22 protein-coding genes are annotated in these 23731 nt (G+C 37.3%); 3 read left to right on the forward strand and 19 right to left on the reverse strand.

What is annotated here, in order from left to right:
- Positions 1-166: 166 nt before the first annotated feature.
- The 12 genes from J3U71_RS09885 to J3U71_RS09940 all read right to left on the reverse strand — a co-directional run bounded on the left by J3U71_RS09885 (position 167) and on the right by J3U71_RS09940 (position 12834).
- Entirely contained in the window at positions 167-364 is a 198-nt protein-coding gene (locus J3U71_RS09885) for a hypothetical protein (protein WP_220220469.1), read from the reverse strand.
- Between the two features lie 100 nt (positions 365-464).
- Positions 465-1079, reverse strand: a complete 615-nt coding sequence (locus tag J3U71_RS09890; RefSeq protein ID WP_220268858.1) for a Type 1 glutamine amidotransferase-like domain-containing protein — start codon at positions 1077-1079, stop codon at positions 465-467.
- A 248-nt stretch (positions 1080-1327) separates the two neighbouring features.
- Complete coding sequence (locus J3U71_RS09895) at positions 1328-2038, reverse strand: MurR/RpiR family transcriptional regulator (protein WP_267394025.1); 711 nt, start codon at positions 2036-2038, stop codon at positions 1328-1330.
- Positions 2039-2063: 25 nt separating this feature from the next.
- On the reverse strand, positions 2064-3359 hold the full coding sequence (gene celB / locus J3U71_RS09900) for a PTS cellobiose transporter subunit IIC (RefSeq protein WP_267394027.1): 1296 nt from the start codon (positions 3357-3359) through the stop codon (positions 2064-2066).
- Between the two features lie 377 nt (positions 3360-3736).
- Positions 3737-4975: an SLAP domain-containing protein gene (locus J3U71_RS09905; protein WP_267394029.1), complete on the reverse strand. Its 1239-nt coding sequence runs from the start codon at positions 4973-4975 to the stop codon at positions 3737-3739.
- Positions 4976-5138: 163 nt separating this feature from the next.
- Complete coding sequence (locus tag J3U71_RS09910; protein WP_267394085.1) at positions 5139-5867, reverse strand: L-ribulose-5-phosphate 4-epimerase; 729 nt, start codon at positions 5865-5867, stop codon at positions 5139-5141.
- A 14-nt stretch (positions 5868-5881) separates the two neighbouring features.
- Complete coding sequence (locus tag J3U71_RS09915; protein WP_267394031.1) at positions 5882-6763, reverse strand: L-ribulose-5-phosphate 3-epimerase; 882 nt, start codon at positions 6761-6763, stop codon at positions 5882-5884.
- Positions 6764-6772: 9 nt separating this feature from the next.
- The gene (locus J3U71_RS09920) at positions 6773-8293 is read right to left on the reverse strand and encodes an FGGY-family carbohydrate kinase (protein ID WP_267394034.1); all 1521 of its coding nucleotides are present in this window, start codon (positions 8291-8293) and stop codon (positions 6773-6775) included.
- Between the two features lie 10 nt (positions 8294-8303).
- Positions 8304-9308, reverse strand: a complete 1005-nt coding sequence (locus J3U71_RS09925; RefSeq protein WP_267394036.1) for a hypothetical protein — start codon at positions 9306-9308, stop codon at positions 8304-8306.
- A gap of 111 nt (positions 9309-9419) precedes the next feature.
- Positions 9420-10376 (reverse strand): NAD(P)-dependent oxidoreductase, encoded by a 957-nt coding sequence (locus J3U71_RS09930; protein ID WP_267394038.1) that lies wholly within the window; start codon positions 10374-10376, stop codon positions 9420-9422.
- A gap of 12 nt (positions 10377-10388) precedes the next feature.
- On the reverse strand, positions 10389-11360 hold the full coding sequence (locus tag J3U71_RS09935; protein ID WP_267394040.1) for an amidohydrolase family protein: 972 nt from the start codon (positions 11358-11360) through the stop codon (positions 10389-10391).
- A 19-nt stretch (positions 11361-11379) separates the two neighbouring features.
- Entirely contained in the window at positions 11380-12834 is a 1455-nt protein-coding gene (locus J3U71_RS09940) for a PTS galactitol transporter subunit IIC (RefSeq protein WP_267394042.1), read from the reverse strand.
- 233 nt (positions 12835-13067) lie between these two features.
- On the opposite strand from J3U71_RS09940, the gene J3U71_RS09945 reads away from it, so the two are divergent.
- A complete protein-coding gene (locus J3U71_RS09945) occupies positions 13068-14072 on the forward strand; it encodes a LacI family DNA-binding transcriptional regulator (protein ID WP_220268841.1) in 1005 nt (334 codons plus the stop codon).
- A gap of 696 nt (positions 14073-14768) precedes the next feature.
- Here the strand turns inward: J3U71_RS09945 and J3U71_RS09950 are convergent.
- From J3U71_RS09950 to J3U71_RS09980, 7 genes are all read right to left on the reverse strand, one after another.
- Positions 14769-15134, reverse strand: coding sequence for a hypothetical protein (locus J3U71_RS09950; protein ID WP_267394046.1), 366 nt, complete (start codon positions 15132-15134; stop codon positions 14769-14771).
- Between the two features lie 481 nt (positions 15135-15615).
- Positions 15616-16002 carry a hypothetical protein gene (locus J3U71_RS09955; protein ID WP_267394048.1) on the reverse strand — a complete coding sequence of 129 codons (387 nt, stop codon included), beginning with the start codon at positions 16000-16002 and terminating at the stop codon, positions 15616-15618.
- Entirely contained in the window at positions 15977-16870 is an 894-nt protein-coding gene (locus J3U71_RS09960) for an FAD-binding oxidoreductase (RefSeq protein WP_267394050.1), read from the reverse strand. The genes J3U71_RS09955 and J3U71_RS09960 overlap by 26 nt, the downstream gene beginning before the upstream one ends.
- A 14-nt stretch (positions 16871-16884) precedes the next feature.
- Positions 16885-17553 carry a flavodoxin gene (locus J3U71_RS09965; protein ID WP_267394052.1) on the reverse strand — a complete coding sequence of 223 codons (669 nt, stop codon included), beginning with the start codon at positions 17551-17553 and terminating at the stop codon, positions 16885-16887.
- A 304-nt stretch (positions 17554-17857) separates the two neighbouring features.
- Entirely contained in the window at positions 17858-18640 is a 783-nt protein-coding gene (locus J3U71_RS09970) for an alpha/beta hydrolase (protein ID WP_267394054.1), read from the reverse strand.
- A gap of 9 nt (positions 18641-18649) precedes the next feature.
- Positions 18650-18865, reverse strand: a complete 216-nt coding sequence (locus J3U71_RS09975; RefSeq protein WP_220220454.1) for a hypothetical protein — start codon at positions 18863-18865, stop codon at positions 18650-18652.
- Between the two features lie 163 nt (positions 18866-19028).
- A complete protein-coding gene (locus J3U71_RS09980; protein WP_267394056.1) occupies positions 19029-20975 on the reverse strand; it encodes a M13-type metalloendopeptidase in 1947 nt (648 codons plus the stop codon).
- A 702-nt stretch (positions 20976-21677) separates the two neighbouring features.
- Here J3U71_RS09980 and J3U71_RS09985 point away from each other — a divergent pair.
- Positions 21678-22526, forward strand: a complete 849-nt coding sequence (locus tag J3U71_RS09985; RefSeq protein ID WP_267394058.1) for an Rgg/GadR/MutR family transcriptional regulator — start codon at positions 21678-21680, stop codon at positions 22524-22526.
- Between the two features lie 245 nt (positions 22527-22771).
- Positions 22772-23305, forward strand: coding sequence for a hypothetical protein (locus J3U71_RS09990; protein ID WP_267394060.1), 534 nt, complete (start codon positions 22772-22774; stop codon positions 23303-23305).
- Positions 23306-23731 lie beyond the last annotated feature (426 nt).

The following is a 23731-nucleotide window of genomic DNA, read 5'->3' on the forward strand; positions in this document are numbered from 1 at the left end:
TACATAAAAAATCACGCACAAGTAATATTTGCCCAATTCAAGCTTTTTCGCCCAGGAAAAAGGTCTAAATAACACAGATTTTTAATAGACAAAAAAGGAGTCAATACCATGACCCCCCCTTAAAATATAATTAATACATTAATTTAATATTAACATATTAAGTTGGCTATGTCAGCTCCATAATAATCTCCGCCCCAAAAGGAGTAGCCAAAAAAACTGCAAATACTACTAATATGGCACCTAAGACTGTTAATGATGCTTTTAAAAGTAAAACATTTTTTGTGTTTGAAAAGTCCCGCTTAAAAGCCATAACGATCAGTGCAATTCCAATGACAAGAGACAAAATCATTATCCAAAAGCCCATAACGCACCTCCATGCCTCACTTAAAGTCTTTTACTTCTAAAATTAGTTTAGGACTATTTATGCAATCTGTGCACGAACTTAGCAGAAAGTTAGGTTAAACTTAAACTATTTGATAGGTTTCACCATCACTAATAATTGCCTGAGAATTATTAATCGGCACTAAATTAATTTGATTTTGATAGGTAGCAATAACTTTTTCATCTGCTTCAACAAACGGCTCTTCCTCAAAGTGTGGCAGTGTATAAAAATCAGTTTGTGCTAAAGCAGAGTAATCGGTTAAATCAGGAGCTACACTTGTATCATCCATCAAACTATTATATTCAATGTTAGGTGCCATAATAATCGCCCCGGCTGATTCGCCAATGTAGGGTATCCCAGCATTGATTTTCTCATTAATTACCGGCAATAACTGCTTGCGCTTTAATTCTTGTAATAAATAAAACGTATTGCCGCCGCTAATATAAATTATTTGCGCAGCCTTTATTTTGGCAATTGCTGCAGCTTGGCTTTCACTAGCAACATCTAATTCGTCAACTTGATAGCCCATTGCCACTAAAGCTGCTCGTCCTTCATCAATATAGTCAGTATAATCCTCAACATTACCCGCAGTTGGGATAAAGACAATTTCTCGGTCGGTAATTGCTTTGCTCTTAATAAAATCTTGAAATTGTGCGGTTACGCCGGCAAAGTATGATGCTAAAAAAACTTTTTCCATGTTATCCCCTTTAGAAGTTAAATCTAACTTTTACTATTTTATTTTTAAGTAGACGGCTTATTAACTGCAATTCAATAGCTAATTAAGTCAATATTTTTATTACTATATCATTGATTAGTAGCTCTGTCACTCCCGTCTCTAATCAAAATATGACTGTTGAAGAATGTCATTGCGCTGAAAAAATAGCACTCGCTAAAACAAAAAGCCGACAAATCAGAATGATTCATCAGCTTAGTTAATTTCATTAGTTATCCAGCAAGGGCCCGTGATAGCCGCTCAAGTAGGTAGACAACCGGAACCTGCGTAGTTAAATTAATTGTCCGATCAATAATTTTGAACTCTAAATGATAGGAAAAATTAAGATCCGAAAGATTGGCAATCGTATTATCCTCATCATTAGTAATGCTAACAATCTTAGCACCCTGTTCGCGAAAATGCTTGACTTGGTCAATTGTCGGCTGTCCTTCACCACTGATAGATAGGACAATAACCGTTTTATTTTGATAAGAGTCACGACTAAGTTCGATAGGATAATATGGGTCACCGATTGCAAAGGCATTACGGCCATTGTTAACAAATTGGCGTGCGCCATAATCACATAGATCTCCAGAAGTGCCAATTCCGAAAAAGATAAAGTCCTTAGTTTCACGGGCAAATTGCTTAAACTGCTCAATTTTTTCTTCATAATCCGGCAAAAAGTTCGCTGAAAAATAATATTGTGCTTGATACGTAATGTCGTCGACAACCTTATTTCGACTTAACTCTTCCCTAATTTGGCTTTGCAATTCATAGTAATGCTTGTATCCTAAGGCTGTCAGAGTGCGCACAACAGAAGCTGGTGCAACGTGTAAAATCTGTGCCAGCTCGCGTAAGGTAATAGTTATTACCTGTTCTTTGTTAGCCACGATGTAATTGTAAATCTGTGACTGCGTGGCCGTCAGCTTCTTATTTTTGCGCACCTTTACACCTTCAGCTCAATCTTAATTAATCGGTCGCTTTTTGTTCAACTTTTAATTTAGCGCGATCCATGCTCTTAAAGAAACCATAGTAAATTATTGTATCCATGACAATGTTAAACAATTGCATTATACCACCGGAGATGTGACCCGTTGCCAAAATTCCTGATAAAAATGGTGGCGTTGTCCATGGCGGATAAATACCGATTGTCTTAGCTACCCAGCCCATTTTCATGGCAAAATATGTCGCAATGATATTGGCCATTGGTGCCAAAATAAATGGAATAATAATGCGGTAGTTTAAAACAATTGGTACCCCGAAAATAACTGGTTCATTAATGTTGAAAAAGGCTGGAGCAATTGATAGTTTTCCTAATGCCTTCATTTCCTGGTCTTTGGCAACAAAAGTCATCAAAATGACAAAGCCCAAAGTAGCACCACAACCACCGATATGAACAAAGTTATCAAAAAAGGTTTTCGTAATAATGTTAGGTAATGGTTGGTGAGCCTTCATTGCAGCAGCATTAGCAGCAAGTGCCGCATACATAATTGGATCAATGATACCGGAAATTGCGTTGGCACCATGGATACCAAAAAACCACAAGATACAAATAACTAGTTCAATAACTAAAGCACCACCAAGAGTGTTGGTTACCTTGCTCATTGGGTCTTGCAAGAAGAAGGTAATAACGTTAGGGATGCTTTTCATTGGCGTCGCTTCAACACCAATTCTAATTAGCCAAACTACGAATAAGGAAATTGCCCCCGGAAACAGAGCTGCAAAAGAATTGCTGACTGCTGGTGGAACCGTATCTGGCATTTTGAAAACCAGGTTTTTATGCATCAACCAAACATATAGGTCGGTAACAAATAACCCTACTAACAAGGCAGTAAACAGACCTGATGAGTCAAACTGTTTCAACGGGATCAGCAATCCGCCATCTTTACCGACCTGAAGTGGAATGGTCAAAATAAAGGCAGCAATCGCCACAATCATCGCGGAAAAAGGATCAATGTCGCGGTAGCTTTTAGCTAAGCTATAAGAAATCCCAGCAACAGCAATTAAGCCCATAATATTAAACGATGCGTTAGTGACATACTGCACAACATTCGCCCAGTTAGGACCAAAAATATGTGCCATAAAGTCCAGATAGCCTTTGACAGGGAACTGCCCCACAATCATAAAAAGAGAACCAATTATAATCATTGGCACTGCGGCAGTCATCCCGTCACGTAAGGCAACCATGTGCCTAGCACTCGAAATGCGGTTAAAAAAGGGAATTACTTTCTCATTCAGAAAATTCACCTTATTGTTTTCAGCCATTTTTATCTACTCCTACAAATTATTTTGTGACTGCTAATATTTGCAATCGCTTACATTAAATAATAGCATTTTGTTTCAAAAAGTCAATTAATTTATGAAACATGTTTTAATAGACAAAAAGACATTAAAATAGCATTCTATTTGGGTTCGTTCAGAAGGTAAATAAGTAATATACTTTTTAGATGTTTAACTCTTAAAAAATCTTGTTAGATTTCAATAATTTCCTTTCGATATTAAAAAAATTTTTGTAACAAGTTAATATAATCTCGAGATTACATTTAACATAGCACTCTTTTTCCATTTGTGCAAACACATGTTCGAAAAAGGAGTAAAAAAATAAGATTACCAAATCTTATTTTTGAACTTTCTAGCCAAAACTAGTACATAGCTGGCTGAGCAGTTGAAATAGCTTTTTCTTCGTTTGCTTCTAATAATCTTTGCTGGGCTCGACTTAAAAGCCAAGCCGCTTGTTTAACTTCAATAATACTTGCTGCCTGTGAAGAGTTAATGGCTTTAGCTTTTTTAAGATAATAATTGTATGTTGAGGTAAAGCCTTCATAGTTATCATTTTTATAATTATCTGTATCTTTAATTACATTTTCTTGATTAATTAGGGACTGAAGAACTTGCCTGTCTGATTTATTGGCTACTTTACTATCTTCTTCAGCGCCATAAACTGTATTAATCGGTGTTAATAGTGGACCTGATATGTATTTTGTATCATCGGCCTTGATATATGCAGGCTGATTTAAAGGGGTGTCGTTTGGACTCATTGTAGAAACATCCATTAATCTATAAAATAGTTCGGCTTTCCGATCTTGTGCTACCCAAAGATAAATAGCCTCAATTATAGGGACATTTATATTTTTATTGAAACTTCTAACGTTATCGCTAGATTTAGGATTGAGAATGCTTGTAATGGTATAAGCATTACTTTTTCTTATAAAGCCAACGTACGTGTAACTAGTTCGTGTGGCTAATCTTTGTCGGGGTTTGTCTTTAACAAGTCTGGTCGCAAATCCACCGCCATCTATATTTACTATATGATAATAATTTTGTAGGTTATTACCACCATAGTCAGAATAAATGTAGTCTACTTTATAGGTTTTACCATCTTTGAGAATCACTTTACTGTCTCCAGTTCCAGTAAAAACCGATTTCTCTGTTGGTCCCATATTTGAGATTTTAACTGTTGCTTCAGAGATATATAGTGGCTTACCAGCAATTTGTTTAACGTTGCCAGCTTTGATATAACCACCGTTGCCAATATTATAGTAACAGTTACCACCTACCTTTCGGTATGGCAGCCAAGATTGGTGGTAATTATCATCATCAAGCAAGAAGAAGTGCTTGCTGTTACGTTCTATTGGTTTAATAGAACCCGTGAATTTAACCGTAGCGCCCTTCTTAAAGTGAGTCTTCCACATACTACCGCGATATGTTCGCATGCGTTTGCCAGACTTGCTATAAACATATGCACCATGAGCTAATTTCAACTTATTAGATGAAGTGGCAGCAGCAACTGTGGTGCTATTTTGATTTACTAATATAATAGCTGCACTAAAGGCCAATGTACTTGCGATGATACCTAACATAAATTTTTGATTAAATTTCATAGTAGTACCTCAAAATAAAATTACTAATCTAATTATTTATTATAATACAGCTAGTTTAATAGCGATGGTTCTACCGGCTTAGACTGTCTCTGGTGGATTACTCCATTGTTAATCAATTTCTATCATGGTATGCCAAGTTAAAGCATGGCATTATTAATTTACCTTATTTTCGTTTAGCGTGTGTCTTTGATTGTGCATTGTCCTGCCCGTAATAGGCGTTTTTACCGTGCTTGCGGTAGTAATGCTTATCCAGCAGATATTGCGGCAAGTGGCTGTTTGCCCGCGTTAACTGCAAGGTGTGGTAATCTTCCTCAGCTACCACTTCTAAGACTTTTGCATTATAAACCGCCTTGGCAGCAGTTTCACCCCAAGTAAACGGGCCGTGCTGGCTGACCAAACAGCCCGGTGTTGCTTCATAATCCAGGTGGCGCTCTTTGAAAGTGCGCACAATCGTCTTACCGGTGTTGCCCTCATAGTCTTCTTCGATTTCGGCTTTAGTCAGAGCATCAGCGGCCGGGACATCAGTATAGAAGGTATCGGCATGCGTCGTGTTTAGTGCCGGAATGTCCATTTGTGCCGCCGCAAAGGCTACCGCCCAAGGCGAATGCGTGTGGACAATCCCGCCAATCTCAGGAAAATGATTGTATAAATATGTGTGTGTCGGAGTGTCGCTTGACGGATTGCGGCTGCCTTCCACCACTTCGCCCTTTAAATTAATCACGACCAAATCCTCGGGCGTCAGTTCTTCGTATGGCACACCAGAAGGCTTAATAACAAATAACCCCTGCTTACGGTCAATGCCAGAAACATTGCCCCAAGTAAAGGTGACTAGATCCAGCTTTGGCAGCTGCATGTTCGCCTCATAGACTTTTTGTTTTAATTGTTCAAGCATTTGCTCTTCTCCTTTCACTTAACTGTTTCCTGCTCGATGCCCACCTGCGCAAAGAGGCGGTCAAAGAAAGCTTTGGCAGCCTTGACTTCTTCCACTGCCTGTTCATCGCCGTTATCACCAGACCACATCTCAATGGTAAAACTGCCATTGTAGTTTAACCGAACAAGCAGACGCAGCAGACCGGCAAAGTCAACGCAGCCATCACCAAAAGGCACGTTCTTGAACTGCCCCTCTGAAGTGGCCGTTACTGGTTTACTGTCTTTTAAGTGAATCGCGCAAATGGTGTCAATGTAGTTTTCTAATTCTGCCGGGACATCGTTTTCCGGCCAGGCGCTTAAATTACCTAAATCAGGGTAAGCCTGCAACCAAGGACTTTTAACCAGGTCATGATAATGACTGATTTTGGCCAGGTTATTAATAAACGGGTCATCCATGGTTTCAATTGATAGCATAACATTCTTTTTAGCTGCCAGGTGAACACATTTAGTTAGATTTTCAACGTATAATTCGCGCGATAAGGCGCTCTTGTCTTCATAATAAACATCATAGCCGGCCATTTGAATATTGTGAATACCCAAATCAACGCATAAGTCGACGGCTTTGGCTAGCATCTGCACAGACTTATGTCGGATAGCGGGATCCTTTGAGCCAAGCGGAAAACGGCGGTGCCCGGACAACATTAAGTTGTTGATCCGCATCCCCGTTTGCCACATTAAGCTGCGCATGCGGCTGCGTTCCTCGTGGCTCCAGTCAAGCCGGGCCAAGCGCTCATCGCTTTCATCAACGGAAAATTCGTAAAAATTAAAGCCCAGTTCATGGGTGAGTTCAAAGGTCTCGCGCCAAGATAGGTTTTGTGGCAGGGCTTTTTCATAAATACCTAGAGAATTAACGGTCATAATTACTATTCAACTCCTTTTTAAGTCGTTTAGTCCAGCCCAATTGCCATCAAGCGCCTGCAATAAGGACCTGTACACATGATATTTTTGCTCATATATCTTTGTTGCTGCTTCACGCGGCTCATAGCGCGCAACTACCCGGGTCATTTTGCTCACTGCCGTCAGAAAATCCGGATAAACACCAGAACCGACGGCACAAGCAATTGCGCCACCTAACCCACCAAGTTCAGTTGCTGCGGTGAGCTCAATCGGTAAATTTAAAACATCCGCAAACATTTGAACCCATTGTTTAGAATTGCAAGCTCCCCCAGACATGCGAATGGCAACTGGTGGATGCCCTAAAACCTTTAACAACTGATCAACGTGATAATGATGGGCAAAACAGATTCCTTCATAAACGGCCCTAATCATTTCTGACTTCGTTGTTGAGCTTTGAATCCCCATAAAGGCACCTTCAGCGTTTGGATCAACGTTACTACCGTATAAAAATGGGAAAAACACCAGCTGTGCATAATTTGCATCAGTGTTTTCGAGCATTGTTTCCAAATAATTATAGATTGATTTGTGATTGGCTTGGGCGTTTTGACTTTCGTCTGCTAGCAACATTTTCAGCATCAAATCAAGGTTACCAGCGGAAGTCGGACTAGAAGCCTCGATGAGATTTTCACCCGTCGGAAAGATTGAATTCATTAAGCCCGCCGTAATCGGAGCTTGCTGCTTACTAGGAAAAATGTTCATGTTCCACGTACCAGCAATCATACTGAATAATTGCTCATCCAACACCCCTGTTGCCAGGGCACAAGCATCAATATCAAACATCCCACCATAAACCGGCGTTTCTTGCCGTAAACCAGTAACTTGAGCAGCCTCAGCAGTAATTTCACCAGCATAATCTGTTGCATGAATAATTGATGGCAGTTTAGGATAAATTTCCGGTATTCCAAAAAAGTCTAACAGGTGCGAATCATACGAACCAGTATCCAAATTAACTAGATTATTACCAGAAGCATCGCCCAATTCCTGGTAAATTTTTCCCGTTAATAAATAGCGAATAAAATCTTTATTGGATAAAACATAACCAATCCGTCGATACTTTTCTGGTTGGTTTTCTTTTAACCAGCGCAAAATAACCGGTGCCTGACTAGCCATAACTTGTTGATGGCTAAGCGGATAAATCCGTGCTACTTGCTGATTTAACGCTGCCGCAATCTTTTTAGCACGACTATCCGTTGACAAAATACCGTTCATAAAAATCTTGCCATTTTGGTCGAGCACGTATAATCCCTTACCATGTCCAACAACAGCTACCGCACTAACTTGCTCGGGCATAATCTGGGCATTTTGCAAGGCCTTTTGAATGACATGACCAATATCAGTTAACAGCGTAGTTAGAGCAATTTCTTGAAAATCAGGCTGAGGTGTTAGTCTCTTAGTGCCAAATGACGCCTTGCCTAGTTGGTGACCTTGTGCATCAATAATGATTGCCTTAGTATTAGTTCCTCCATTATCAATGGTTAAAAAGTAATTCATTTTATTCACCCTATTTAGTACTGATTTGATAAACCGCTACTTCATTAGCTTCGCGGTTGGCGGACAATAAATATTGGTGCTTATTTTTGGCAAAAACGGTCACATTACTTGGTCCTAAGTGCTCACCAATCAGTGTCGCGTTTAACTGAAGATCTTTAATTAATTCAAGGCCCTGCTTTCCTGCACGCCAGCCGAATAAGAAATAATCACGTCCAGCAATTTCTCCACCCCAAATTGCGTGGCCAAACGGTGTTGCAAATTCGCTAGTTGCTACAGAATTAAAATTCGCATCATACATTCTTAAGTGTGAGCCATGGAAGCCCTCAATTGCCAAATATTCCAGTTGACCATCACCGTTAATATCTGCTGCGGCAATATCTGAAGTTTCTTTTTGTGCTAACTGCTGCAAGTGCCAATCACTCGTTTGGCTGGGATAATCAAGCCTGAAAATACCCTCAGCACCGGTAATTAATGAATAACCCGCCATGCGGTGATAGCCGTGATTTTTAGTAATTCTAATTGGCAAAGCACGTAAATTCGTCAATTTTGCTTGCTCATCGTCATAAGTGCCAACCCAGACTTTGCCAGGATCCGACCAATCATCAGTAAATTTTTTGGAGTTGGCAATCGAACAGCCAACATACCAGTAAGCACCACTTTCAGGTTGCGGAATCAGGTCAAAACGGTGAATATACGGAAATTCGCCAATGACAGTTTGGTCCCAGCCTGTCCCGTTAAAGGTCTCCTTCACAATGCGGCAATGCTGGGAGTTGAAACCGGGATAGAACTTTTGTGTAGCTAAAAAATTCAGACTTCCCGGTAGCGGCACTAAAGTCATTGTGCCGCCAACAGTTGACCAAACCGTCGTTTTTTTAAAGTGATTATCCAAATCATAGGCGTAACATGGTTGGTTTTCTTCCGAAGCGACAATGATAAAATCACGGTCTAAAGCTTGCAGACGCATGATTGCATAACAGTGATCCAACTGGTCGCTAAAAATTTTGCTAAATTTCATCTATTTACCTCAAGTAATTAACTTAAAAAAAAGCAATCCCCGGATGAACTTGGAGATTGCTCTGTGAATGCACTAGCAATCAAGCACCTTGACCTAAGAGCTAGAAAAATTTTACTGGTTAACTTGGTTTAACGGTTGATGATCTCGTAAATAAGAAATCAAGTTCTGTGATGCTTCAGCCGCAATCGCGGTCCGTGCTTCTAAAGTTCCAGTTCCAGCGTGTGGGGATAAAACTACATTATCCAAGTCACGCAGTGCTTGCGGAATATTTGGTTCTGTTTCATAAACGTCCAGACCAGCACCAGCAATGTCACCATTTTTAAGGGCTGCAATTAAATCATCCTGTTTAATCAGCTGACCCCGCGCAGCGTTGATGATATAAGCCGAGTTTTTCATTTCCTTAAAGACTTGCGCATTAAAAATTCCCGTAGTTGATGGTAGTGCGGGCGCATGCAGCGTAATCACATCTGAATTTTTAACCATTGTGGCAAAATCAACGTACTTAACGTCGAGCTTTGTTTCTAATGCACTATCCAAGCGATGCGCATCATTATAAATTACTTTCATGCCGAATACCTGAGCAAATTTAGCAACTTCAGAGCCAATTCTGCCCATACCATAAACACCTAGTGTTTTCCCCTGTAAGCTCATCCCCATATATTTGGGTTCTGAAACATCAATCCAGTTGCCTGAGCGCACGACTTTATCGTAAAAATGCAAATGACGCACAGTAGCTAATAATAGGGTAAAGGTCATTTCAGCAGTTGGAACCCGGACGCCCTGCGGACAATTAGCGACAACAATCCCTTTTTGTTTAGCATATTCAATATCAATATGATCAAAGCCCACACCGTTAGCGGTAATAATTTTGAGATTGGTTCCCGCATCAATCAATTCACGGTCACCTTTCAGCCCCATAATGAGTAGGCCCTCATATTCAGATAAATGCTCTAACACCCATTCGCGCGTTTCCTTCTCAGGCTCATAGGTTACATCAAAGTTTTTCCTTAATTCGGTAAGTCCTGCCTCAGGAATAATCCCTGTTACCAATACTTTTATTTTGCTCATCTTCTAGCTCCTTTATTTGTTTTTAAAAACTGGATCTACACTATCACGCATTGCTTGCACGTTTTGCGGCTTAAAGTAAATGCGGTTGGCATTATTATACATAACGTCTTCTAATTCTGATTCAGTAAAGATATCCGTTGCTTCTAACCATGTTGCCAAGTTGTGATAGGAATTGAACGTTGATGACCATGGCGAATCGGTTCCCCAAAAGATTCTTTTAGCACCTAGCACCTTTTTAGCTAAAGCAACATCTTTTTGACAACGTGGAAACGGAAATTCTGTTTCTTTTTCAATATCTTGAATTGCGGAAATCTCGGTGTAGATGTTAGCATACGGCTCCCACTGCTGAAGTGCGTTTTCCAAACGATTTAAATGATCGGCATTCGGAAACGATAGGTGACAGACGACAAAGTCTAATTTGGGGTACCTCTGAGCCAAATTAACAATTGCCTCTGGCTCATAGCTATATTGCGTGTAGTCGCCGTAATCAACGGTTATGACAAAGCCAGGATAATCAGCGAAGAAATGGAAAATTTTTCCCAATTCGGGTGACGTATCCAGACGGAATGGCTTGTGGTAGCCGTGCAGACCTCCACCCTGGCTAATCTCCAACTTAATTGCCCGAAAGCCCAAATCCTCAACATGACGTCTGACAATTTCCATGGCATTATCCGCAAACGGATCGACTGAAAAAGCGGCAATAAACTTATCGGGATATTTTTTAGCAGCCTGGTAAGAATAATAATTTTGAAAACCGTATAAACTGCCCTGAAGCAGCACAGCTTTTTCGACATCATTTTCCTGCATTACCTTCAATGCCGATTCAGCCGTAAAATCATGAACGCCCCAGCCTTCTGGGATCAGGTTTAAGAACATGCCGTTATCCCAAATCGCCTTGCCATTGCCTAAAGGCGTCATTCGGCCCTTGGCAGATAAGCCCGCCACTGACCGAACCAAATGCAAGTGTCCATCAATTCTCTTCATCGTAATTATCTCCTTTTTATTAATAAGTTATCTTTTCATTACTCCCAGAATAGCCAACATTTTTGGCAGACATTTTGTCTAAGTATTGCCAAATCTGAGGCCGATAGCGCCGCAAGCCGTACAATAAAGCCAAATAAACTAAGATAGCTAAGCCAATATAAAGCGGATTTTGTGATACAAAAGCCGCAAATACTAAAGCATTTAGTGGCCGTGCCATCAAGTTAAAGCTGGTAATCAAAACAATGCCAGCAGGTAAAGCAACGCCATAATGTGCTACCGCCCCAGTGTAAAAAGTGCCAAGCCAGCTTGACGCATATAAGCCCAAACTGAACCAAACAATTCCGTTAGCAATTACCTTTAAAATATTACCACGAGTTAAAGCAACGATTGATTCCACCATAAAGGGCAAAGAAATCAAATCCACAATGGGTAATGTTTTATTACCGGGAAGAATGAAGGCAATCACTACCATAATCGGAATTAGAATGACGCCGGCAATAATTGTTGCGGGCTCGCCATAACCAACACCATCATCAACGCCCAAGAACCACCGCTTTTTACTCGTTGCAGTCACTGCATCTGCCTTTGAAGCCGATGCATTTTTATGCGTATTTTTATCAATTTCATCAGCTAATGGCGTAAAAGCTTTAGAAAAAACGTTAGTAATTAATGGAAAAATGGTCATAACAGCTGACAATTGAACTGCTACCGTTAAGATTTGACCCCAGGCTTGCAGTTTACCCAGACTCGTTAAATTACCTAAAATACCGATTAACAAACCTAATAGCGCCCCGAGGATCGTTGGTTCACCGAAAACGCCAAGTTTGTTTTTAAAATATTCCGGCGTCATTTTTACCTTATTGAATCCAAGCAGATTCCATAATGGGTCTAGCAAGATCGCCGGGATAACCTGCTCAATATTATGAAGGGAGGCAACCGAAGCATTTTTTACACCATAATAATCGGACCAACGATCTGCCTGGATTTCTGCTAAAACTAGTGCGTAAAGCAACATAAAAAACGATAAGCCGAGTGACAACCAAAAATTATGGGTAACGTAATAACACATCGTGCCCCAAATCATAAAACCAAAGTTATTCCACAAATTGGAAGCCATAAATATTTTGGTTACGCCCAAGGCAAACAGTAAAACTTCAGCGATCAACCCAAAAACAAAGAAACTAAGTCCGACCGTTGAGCCGAAGGAAGCAAGTGAGCCGGCTTGCCAGCCAATATCAACAATTGGTAATTTAATGCCGGTAATGCTCACCATTTGCCGAATAATCTTAGTGATAGTGGGCGTGAACGCTTGGATTATCCAGCCAAAGCCGGTTAAGCCAACGCCTGCATAAAAAGCGCTCATCATCGCCGTTTTTGGTTTAACTCTTAAACATAATGCAACTATAAAAATCATCAGTGGTACTACAACGCTAGCACCAAAAATTTGAAAAATGCGATTAACAGTTTCTAACACAACCTCATCCCCCTTTTTTAAAAAGGAAATTATTTAACCAACCGTAAATTTGCGGCTGATTTCTGCTGTGATCGGCTATCCTTACCACGTTCATGGTTGCCATTCAGCAATATTGATCAGTTGTGATCAATGTTAATCGGTTAACAAATTTACGAGATTTATCCCTTTAAGTCATAAAAAAGTACGCTATACTTGTTATACTTAATATATAAAGTATTTATTGAGGAATAATTATGGGAAAACTAACAATCAAAGACATTGCTACGATGGCTAATGTTTCAACTGCTACTGTATCAAATTACCTTAATGGCAATTATGATCACATGTCCTTAGAAACGCGTAAAAATCTCAGCCAAATAATTAGAGATACTAAGTTTCGGCCTAACTCTACCGCTCGCAATTTAGCAAAAAACGAAAATAAAACTATTGGCGTTTCCATTGCGGATATTACCAACCCGTTCACTTCACAGGTTTTATCAGGTATTTATGAGCAGTGCGATAATTACCGCTACCGTGTCCTATTCACTAATGCTGGTAATAGTGAGCAAAAAGAAATTGATAATATTACACGTTTACAAAATGAAGGTGTTGCCGGAATTATTGTTGATCCGGTTAATCCTGATAGCCCCATTTATGAATCCTTATCAAACCAAAATACAGTAATGGTTGACCGCCAGTCTAATAAATTAATTATTGATACTGTGGCAACAGATAATATGACATCCGTTCAAAAACTGGTTAAACAGATGAAAAACAAAGATTATGACAACCTTTATTTTGTCACTTGGCCGTTCCAAAATATCAGTACTAGAACTCAGCGCTACGAAGGATTTATCAAGGCGACAAATTATTCAACCCTAAACCATTTGATTGCCGTGCCTCATCACGGTAAAGAAATTGAATATCAGCAATTCACCCAAAATATCAGTTCAATCATGCAGCGCAATAATACCAGCAAGATTGGTTTCTTTTGTATGAATGCTCGCGTACTTTTACGTCTACTTCAGGCAATGCAGCAACTCGGTTATTCTTACCCTCAAGACTATGGTGTAGCAACTTATGAAGAATTTGACTGGATGCAAGTAATGACACCAGCAATTAGCTGCATCCACCAAGATTCATATTCCATTGGTAAAGTTGCTATGCACATTCTTAAGCAAAAGCTTGAACATAAGCTGCTGCGTCAGCCCACTTTAAAATTGATTCCGACTCAGCAAATTTTGCGTGCCAGTTTTTAATCAGCTCCTTTACAGTGACTTGTTGTTTATTTCTTGTTAACCGGTTAACAAAGTTTACAGTTCATATTGTATGCGCTTTCCAATGGTTGTCAAGACTTTTTTTGATTTTCCTTTTCAAAGTTTACCCACTAAAGAGCGACTGAGAAGACCACTGCAAGTTACTAAAAAATTATTTTTGGCTCCTTGCTATTACCCAAGATGCGCGTAAATTTTTGTTTGAAATCTAATAAAGCCAATAAAAAAGCGATCCATATGTGGATCGCCTCTCCCGTCTAGTAAACCTCTTATCAGCCACTTCATTGAATTAACATGACAGGCGGTGTTAGCAAATAGTGGCAGTTATTTTCAATATTTATCTCTTATTTTTTAAAGTACATATTATCTGAAGCCCAGATAATAAAAAGAAACAAAATAAAACAAATTATTAGAGCCAAAATCGCACCTAAAAAAAGCTTAAAGCGCCGGCACTTAAATCCAATTAGCTTAAACCACAACCACGGTAAGCTTAAAACTATTAAGAATTCACATAGCGCAATCCACTGCACAATTTTATAAGCAAGTGGTGTTAACAGCTGTTTTTCAATTGTAGGTTTATATTTTATTACTAACTTCATCCTTTATATCGTCAAAATCTAATTTTAAATATTGCTTTCTGCTTTAAAAGCATTAATTTATCCATTTAGTACACTCACTAATTTACTTTTTCGTAAAATATAGTTTGTCCACTTTCCAGTAGATGTTATTTTCTTTTTTCATATCAACTCCTATTGCTTTTTTCTTGATTTCTGTTCCATACCAATAAATATTCTGAGTTCCGCCCTGGTAATCAGAGGTATTTTGGCAAGAATCATTCTTATTAAGATGAACTAAGAAAGTATAAATCTTTTTGTCTTTAGATACCGCTCTCATCTTTTTAATATCATGATTTTTGATCATCGCGTTAACTTGATAGTCTAACTCATAGGAAATATATAATTCCGAGTGAAAAAAATACCAGAGATAGCTTACTAGTAAAGCAATTAATACCAACAAAATATAAGTGAATTTATACCCTTTGTTCACATGGATCACCACCAATTTAGCAAAAAAAGTTTCAAAGTCTAAACAGCTTTGAAACTCATTATACTATTCAATTGCGCTTTTCCAAATTTTAGACAAAAGCTTACACATTGAAGGCCGTTTCAAACTTTTTTGGTTTGCTTGATTCTGCATTGTGTTCTTGCTTTTCCTAGTCAAGATAGTCCTGCTCTCTTGGCAAATTTAATATTATTTCCCTAATAGCCGGTTCAATCAAAGTGAGAGACTCAGGTTTTTTCTTTTGCTAGTATTTGAAAAGCATAAACGCTACCAATACTGTACGCCACGATGAATTACTTGTTTAGCATTAAAACCATTAATCATTTTGGCTAGTTCATCTGCCACGATTGATTTTGACTTATCACTAGCAAACTTTATTGTATTATCCGTAATTTTCTCTTAAGTGCGATTAGCAATTTCGTTTCTATGGCTTTCGCTTCAATAATATTTAAACGCCTCTCTTCATTTACATAGTTAAGCGCTCATCAAGCAAATGATTATAGGGAACGCCATTTTGGCGTAGTATTTTACGTATGCCTAATACTCCACTAGCCGGTCCTGCAATGATAATAAGCGCCTCTTTTCGTTGCTCTTCATCAATTAAACTAATTAATTGTTCTTCGGTAAAGTGGCCAACTTGACGGTAATAGCTAAAACCAGGACCAACCATAGTCTCGAAAGCTGAATCGCAATATAAATCCTCTTTCTTATGAACACACCAAAGTACTTTTAATGAATAACTAGCTTGATACTTCTTTGCTATACTCAGCAAAGGAGCTATTCCTGTTCCCATTCCAATTAGTATCAGACTTTTACCGGAAAAGCGATCAATAGTGGGGGCAAAAATACCCATAAGGGCCCTCAAGCTTAACCTCATCGCCAGTTTTTAATCTTGCTAATTTTTTAGTATCATCACCTACTAATCTAATAGTAAAAGTTACTTTTTGTTCGTCAGAAGGTACACCAGTCACAGAAAAAGGGTGACGATCAGTAATAACTTTAGAACTTAAAAAGTAAAAATCACCTGCTTGATACTTAATCGTTTTCGATTTTATCTGCAAAACCAGTTTTATTGTGTCAAAATTGATTTTCTCATTATCAATTACAACGGCCTCTTTTAGCTTGGGAAAACAAAGATTCCATAAATACCAACCAATTACTATAAAAGAATAACTATCAAAAATAAGCATGAAAGATAGATTGGTATTTATCCGCCCAATTAAGTGAACGTGCAGCCAAATTAGTAATATCATTACTAAATTTAAGCGATGAATCCACACAGAAACTTGATGACGAAAAAAAGGGGAAAGCTGGTTTTTTAATCTGTAGGCCCACTTAAAATGGTCTACCAACCAACCTGAAAGAAAAAATACTGCATAAGCAAGGCTAAAAGCCGCTATATATAATGCCCATTTGCCAGTTAACTTAATTAAAAAGCCCATTGAAAACAGATTGTTGCTATGTAAAAAAGCTAAAGCAAATGCACCAACGCCCAAAATACCATGAATACTATAAAGCTTAGGCAAACTAATTTTTTGAACTAGCCATCGCGGTCTCGTAGCTAGAAATGTACTTACAAGCCACCAACAATAAGCCACTATGCCCGCATTATAATATAATGCATTTGCATTTGTAGTAATAATTATTTCATTAAACTGAATGACTAGTGGTAACGGAAATAAAAATATTGCTATCCAAGTCCAAAATAAAGATTTATGCAAGAATCTTCCCCCTATTAGAACCCAATTGAGTCTAGCCAGGAATTAACCTTTCCTTGAGCGTGACTCGCTTGTGAGCCATCAATTTGAAAACCTTTCAAGAGTTTTGCCTTTGGACATTCTCTTTTTAAGATTGCCAAACTGTCACCAAAACCTGATCCACCGTGGGTCACAAAAGGTACAACTTGTTTATCTTTCAAGTCAACGTGTTCTAAAAAGGTCCTGACAATCATCGGCGATTCATTCCACCAAATCGGATAACCAATAAATATTGTTTGGTATTTAGAAACGTCTGGCAATGCATTTTTGATTTTGGGACGTGCATTATTCTGTTGCTCTTTTTCGGCTTGATCAGCAGTCGCCTGATATGTAGTCGGATATTTTTTTGCTGGTACAATTTCATATTTGTCGCCACCAGTTCTGGCTGCAATATAATTAGCAATTCTATGAGTATTACCTATTTTTAAATTACTCCCTCCATAGTTCTGACCCGCACGGGAAAAATATACAATTAAAATCTTATCTTTCTTATTAGTATTTCTATCAACTTTTGCACTCTGTTTTTTTGATGAACTACTTTTAGGTTGTGCTGATTGCTCAGATGACTGATTGTGCTGATAAACATTCCAACCCATAACCCCTAAAATTACTATTATAAAAGCTGCAATAATACCGTTTTTTTTCATTTTTTATTCCTCTAAACTAAGAATCCAATCCCAATAATTATTCACTAAGTTATTAGATATCACTTTATTAACTTTTTGCTTCTATTTATATTTTAAGATTTAATCCTTTCTTGCATTTTTCATTAAGATACTCCTTAAACTTGACATTAAGTCAACCCCTTAAAAATTTGCTAAATAAATAACCTAGCAAAAATATAAAATTATTAATTAAAAAAGGTTATATATTTAGGCACAGCAAAAAAAAGACTAATCCCTGACGATATTGGAATTAGTCTACAATAAAAAATTTTTTAATTTTAACGCATTACTCTTTCCGCATAGCTATTTCAATTATCCTATTCGCAATTTCTTCAGGATATTCCCACTGAATATAATGAAATGTACCTAACGGAATAATTTTAGCTTTCTGATTATTGTATTCTGAACGTTCGTATTCTTTTTGGCGGTATGCCTCCGTAAAAATAAATACCGGAATGTCATCGTTCATTCGCATTGTTGACTGCCAGAAATGGTCGTTTTTCATCGCACTAATGGCATTTTGGCTTGCTTGGTCATCAAACTGATCTGCATTCTTTTCTGTAGTTTGCCAAAAAGCCATTGCCTCTTGTTCAGAAAATAAGCTAAAAATTTTGTCATGAATAAACTGTTCTGCATTGCGTTCTTGTTTTTCCTGGTCAAGATAGCCCTGCTCTCTTGGCGGATTTAATATTATTTCCCTCGTCGTTGGTTCAATCAAAATGAGGGCACGCAGATTTTTTACTTTTACTTGCATTTGAAAAGCATAAACGCCGCCAATACTGTGCGCCACGATGATTACTTTTGCGGCATTAAAACTATTAATCATTTTGGCTAGTTCATCTGCTTCTGCTGTGATTGTGTAAGACACAGTTGATTTACCGCTAAAGCCGGTATTCAAATAATCAGGTGCAAATATGCCATCTTCTGCGGGCAGCTCGTCGATTACTTTGCTAAAACTCTGCGCAGTATCAAAGCTGCCAAAACTATTGAGAAAAACAATTAGTGGTTTGCCCGATCTACCGGAATATGCAATTTGACCTAGTTTCGTAGTGTAATACTTTTTATCCATTTATAATATTTACTTTCCTTGCACCAATTTTAAAACCGCACTGACTGCTGTTGAAGCAATTGCACCAACAATCATCCAGCCAAGAAAGTTACGCGGCCGATTATACGTTATTATTGGTCCCATGCTCCATAATTGATGTTTAACAATTGCCACAGCAAATGTGCCAATTACTAAAATCCATAAAACAATTGCCAGTATTTCCATTATTTTTTGCACTAATCTCATAACTTTCTCCTATCAAAATTTCAAAAATAAATTAACATAAATATATTCTAACAATGAGATTTATTGAATTATAGTTAGATTATTAACTTTCTAAAATTATTTTAAATAGTTTTAGCAATCCTCTGTTAAGTTTACTTTCTATAAGATTAGCTATCTGTCAGCTTTACCAGATCTGTACTCGTTTAGCGGGTTCAAGCCACATACCATCAGTTGGGTTAACATCATAAGCCTGGTAGAATTCGTCTTGGCACTGCACTTGAACATTTACCCTAGCTTGTGACAAAGCATGGACATCACTTGAAGCAACCAACTGTAAAAATTCGTTAGTTGAATTAGTTTCCCAAACACGGGCATAGTTATCAAACAGCTTGCTTGCGTCCCCGCCATCCTTCTTATTGGCCTCAAGTGCGACGGTTACGCCGCCTTGATCACCGATATTTTCGGAAACGCACAGCTTACCGTTTAACTTAACTGGGCCAACTTTAACGCCATCAAACAAAGCGATTTCAGCATTAATTCGTTTATTAAACTCAGCAAAGTCTTCATCTGTCCACCAATTTTTCATATTGCCTAATTCATCAAACTGAGCACCATTATTGTCAAAAGCATGGGAAATTTCATGACCGATCACCGTACCAAAACCGCCATAATTAGCAGCACGATCCTGATCTAAGCTATAAAAAGGCTTTTGTAAAATGATTGCCGGTAAAGTGACATCATTATTTTGCGGATCGTAACAAGCATCGGCATCAATTGCCGACATGATCCAGATAGAATGATCTACTGGCTGATTTATCTTGGCAAAATTAGCTTCAATTTTAACGCGCTGATTGTCCCTGACATTTGAGTAAAAAGTACCGCCAGCTTGTGTAGGAACCACCTTAAACAGATCGTAAAACTTCTGGACATGTTCTGGGTAGCCGATTTTCAGTTTTAGCGTAGCCAGCTTCTTGATTGCCTTTTCTTTAGTCACAGATGATAACCAAGTATTATTTTGCAGCCTTTCCTGATAGACTTTTACCATATTTTTAACCATTTCAGTTGCGTCAGCCTTAGCTGTTTCGCCCAAGTATTTCTGGCCATAATATTGCCCAATCACATCTCCAAATAATTTAGTCGTTTGATTGTAAACAAATTGGTTGTCTACGGGCAGACTATCGACTCCCCACATTGCTTTTCTGAATGGTAACGTGGCAACTCTAAAGGCGCGTGACAAATAATTGGCCTCATAGTTAATAAAAACAGAGATCAACCAGCCCTTTAACTCGGCGAAGTTTTGATCATTGAACAAATTATCAAAATTGTCCAAGTATTTTGGCTCACTTACAATCACAAATTTGGTCTTTGCAATGCCGGTCTGCGTTAACAAGCCCGCTAAATCAAGGCTTTTACTCTTTTTTGTAAATTTTGCCACACTCATCGGATGATAAGTGTTTTCAATCTGGGCATTATCTTCGGCAGACTGGTAGACCTTTGCAAGTCGCCGATCTAGCTTTACCGCACCACTAGCATATTGTTGTGCCTTATTCTGTTCAATACCCGCCATTTCTAGCAAGTTTGCGGTCTGCTTTTGCCAAATTCCAAGTAATTCATCCGTCCGTTTTCCATCATAATAACTAGTATCACTCAAAATTAAAGCATGCCGATTAAAAGTAACAACATTTAATTGCGCATTCTTAAAATCAGGGGTAACTTCTAAACTAAAGGGCAAATTGCCATCTAGTAGTAATTTGGACAGATTTTGGTTGACGTCCTCAAGCGTGTTTAAACTTTCCAAAAAAGTCAAGTCTTCTTTGATCGGAGCTGCACCATCTTCTTCTCTTTTGGCAAAAGCTTCGACAATGCGATAAAATTCAATAGCTTTATCAAAATTCTTAATTGTAGGAACAGCTTTTTTACCACTGGCAAAATCTTCGAAATCTTGCATTAATTGCTCACGAGTTTTCTTTTCGATTTCATCAAAGCTAGTAATCCAGGGGTCACCTTTTGGAATTGGCGTTTCAGTCATCCACTTCGAGTTGACAGCCAAGTAAAGATTGTCTTGCGGACGCACATTAACATCAGGTTTAGTAGTATCACCGGCGCCACCGCGCACATTAAAATTAGTCATTTTATTTCTCCCTTTTAATTTTTTCTTTATATTCTTAGTATATAAGCAATCAATGCGATTTGATGAAAAAGTCGTATTCGACTTTTTTTGAGAGAAAACTACGCTCTGATTAGTAGAATAAATGATGAAGATGATTAAAAATTGTCATGTTCGCCATTTTTTATTTAAATTTATTTTTTCTGCTATACTAAATATTTACAAGCATATAAGGAATACCCAATTTCATTAAAATAAAAATTAGCGGGTATTATTGCTATTGTCAAAACTGTTATCTTTTTCTTTTAAGGTATAAAAGCATGATAAATTGGATAAGATCGCATAGGAATAACCTATTTTATGGTTACGTTGTAATAGAATTATTAGGATATATCTTTTTTGCAACCAATATTATTAATTGTAATATTCAACAATACTTTTTCCGCCATTTACCAATTTGGTTAAATTTGGTATTAATTATTATTCAAATTTTGATTTTAATTTATTTATGGCCCAAAAAAGCCGAATAATTTCGCCCACCAAAATCATTGGTGGTTTTTTCTTTTTAAGTGCATTGTTACGTGTAAGTACTCTAACCATCAATTATTAGTCATTTAAGCTGACTTCTTGAATTAATTTATTCTTCTTTTCTATGACTTAACTATATTTTCGTTATAATAAAGAAAATATGGCTCATTTAGCAAGCAAAAGTTAGAAGGAATAATCATGACAACAGGAGAATTATTAAAAGACTACCGAATTAGTCAACGTAAAACACAAAAGCAATGGGCTGGTGACGTGATCAGTGCCTCTTTTTATGCGAAAGTTGAAAAAAATCTAAGCCGAATTTCTGCCGATGACTTAATTGAATTACTACATTTCAATCAAATTCCCCTAATCGATTTTTTTAGCAAGTTACGTCCAAAAGATAAATTGATTCATCAACAAGAATTGGAAATAGATCGGCTCATAAATGAAGCTTATTACCAAAATTCTAAAAAAGAATTACAACAAATACGAGATATAGTTGCAGAAAGTAAATTGCCAACTAAGAATGATAAGCTTTTGTTAATTGATGCTTATATAGCATTAATTGGCAATAATTTAAATGAACTAGATAAAAATACTTTGTCAAAAATGAAAGAAAAAGTTTTTAGTATTACCAATTTTGATATAGATGGATTAAGTTTATACTGTAATTTTATGAGTTTTTATGATTTAGATAGTAATTTATTTATTTCTAAAAGAGCTGTAAAGCAAAATAGTGGTAGTAGTAATATTAAAATTCAAAAGACTGTTTTAAGCATAATTGTTAATATTGCTGTTTTAAGCATTCAAAGTAAGCGACCCGAAGAAACTGGTTTCTTTTTTGAGGTTGCGAATCAAATTAAATCAAAACCAGAAATATTTTTTTATAAAACAGTAATAGCAGCTCTCGAAAATATAGTTGAATATCAAAATACACACGATAAAAACTACCTAGATGATTTAGAAGCAATAATTAAAAATATTAGAATTGCAGGAATGGAAAAATACAGTGAGGAACTAAAAGACTTCGTCAGTCTAAATAAATAAGTAATGTCATATTTGGTTTTTGAGAATCAAATATGACATTTTCTTATTTTGTTTTATCAAGGTTATATACTATAAATTATTAAAAAAGTAATAGTTATAGGAGGGAGAAAATGATTGATTTGTTACGTGCACTAATAGTAATTTCTATTAATTCAATAGAGTAAAATATTGTACTTTATTAGGTTAGAAATCATTAAGATTAGACGTTAATGTCTGTTTATTAAATTTAGAAGGAGTAAATAATTATGAAATTTAAAAAAGCAGTGATTGCTGGTTTGACTACATTAGCATTGAGTCCAGTAGCATCAACACTAGGAAATAGTATTTTAACAACCCAGGTTGTACATGCTGATACTATTACAAATGTTAAACAATCCAATAATGATGATCAAGTCGTATCAATTTCTAACAAAGAAATTTTTGATACACTTGAAGCCAAAGACTATGATGTAAAAAGTATTTTAGGTAAAGAAGATTATCAAGCTGCTTTAATGCAAGATATGATGCGGCGTGGTGGTACGTATATTAAAACTAATAAACATGGCTTTACCGTTTATGTAAACAGTGCTATTGTTAAGTTAGCAGTTTATGGTGGATCAGCAGCTGTTGCTACGGCTATAGGAGCCGCACTGACTGCAGCTGGACATCCTTACCTTGCAGGAACTGTAGCAACAGCTATAACTTCTATTGCTACTAATGCTGGAAGTAAAGCTATGGACAGAGGAATTTACGTAAGTTTTAGTAATAAAGGTTCCGCAATTAGTTGGGGATATCAATAAAAATAATTTTTATATATACGTAAAAGGTCGGGAATATTATCAATGAAAGATAAAAAACAATTCAAAAAAATTAAGCGTTTAATGTTTATCATATATTTCTTTTGGCTTATATTGATTATGTTTTTGCTAGGTGAGTTTAAAACTCAAATACTAAATTTTATTCATAGTATAGGTATCTTTAGCAAACTTCCGGATGATCTGATATGTTTCGCATATCTTTTCGTATTTACTTTCCCTGCACCAATGATTTATCAAAAAAGTATTGACCATTTTTCGAAAAAATATCATGCATAAAAAAACCACCAGAAAATCTGGTGATTTTTTTATGGCGTCCTCAGGCTGATCGCATTTCATTCTTTTTAAATTAATACACTTACTTTGTAAAAAATTATCCATCTTTTGCTTTAAGCTCAGGCCAATTTTCAC

Source organism: Lactobacillus sp. B4015 (assembly GCF_026536055.1).
Taxonomy (GTDB): domain Bacteria; phylum Bacillota; class Bacilli; order Lactobacillales; family Lactobacillaceae; genus Lactobacillus; species Lactobacillus panisapium.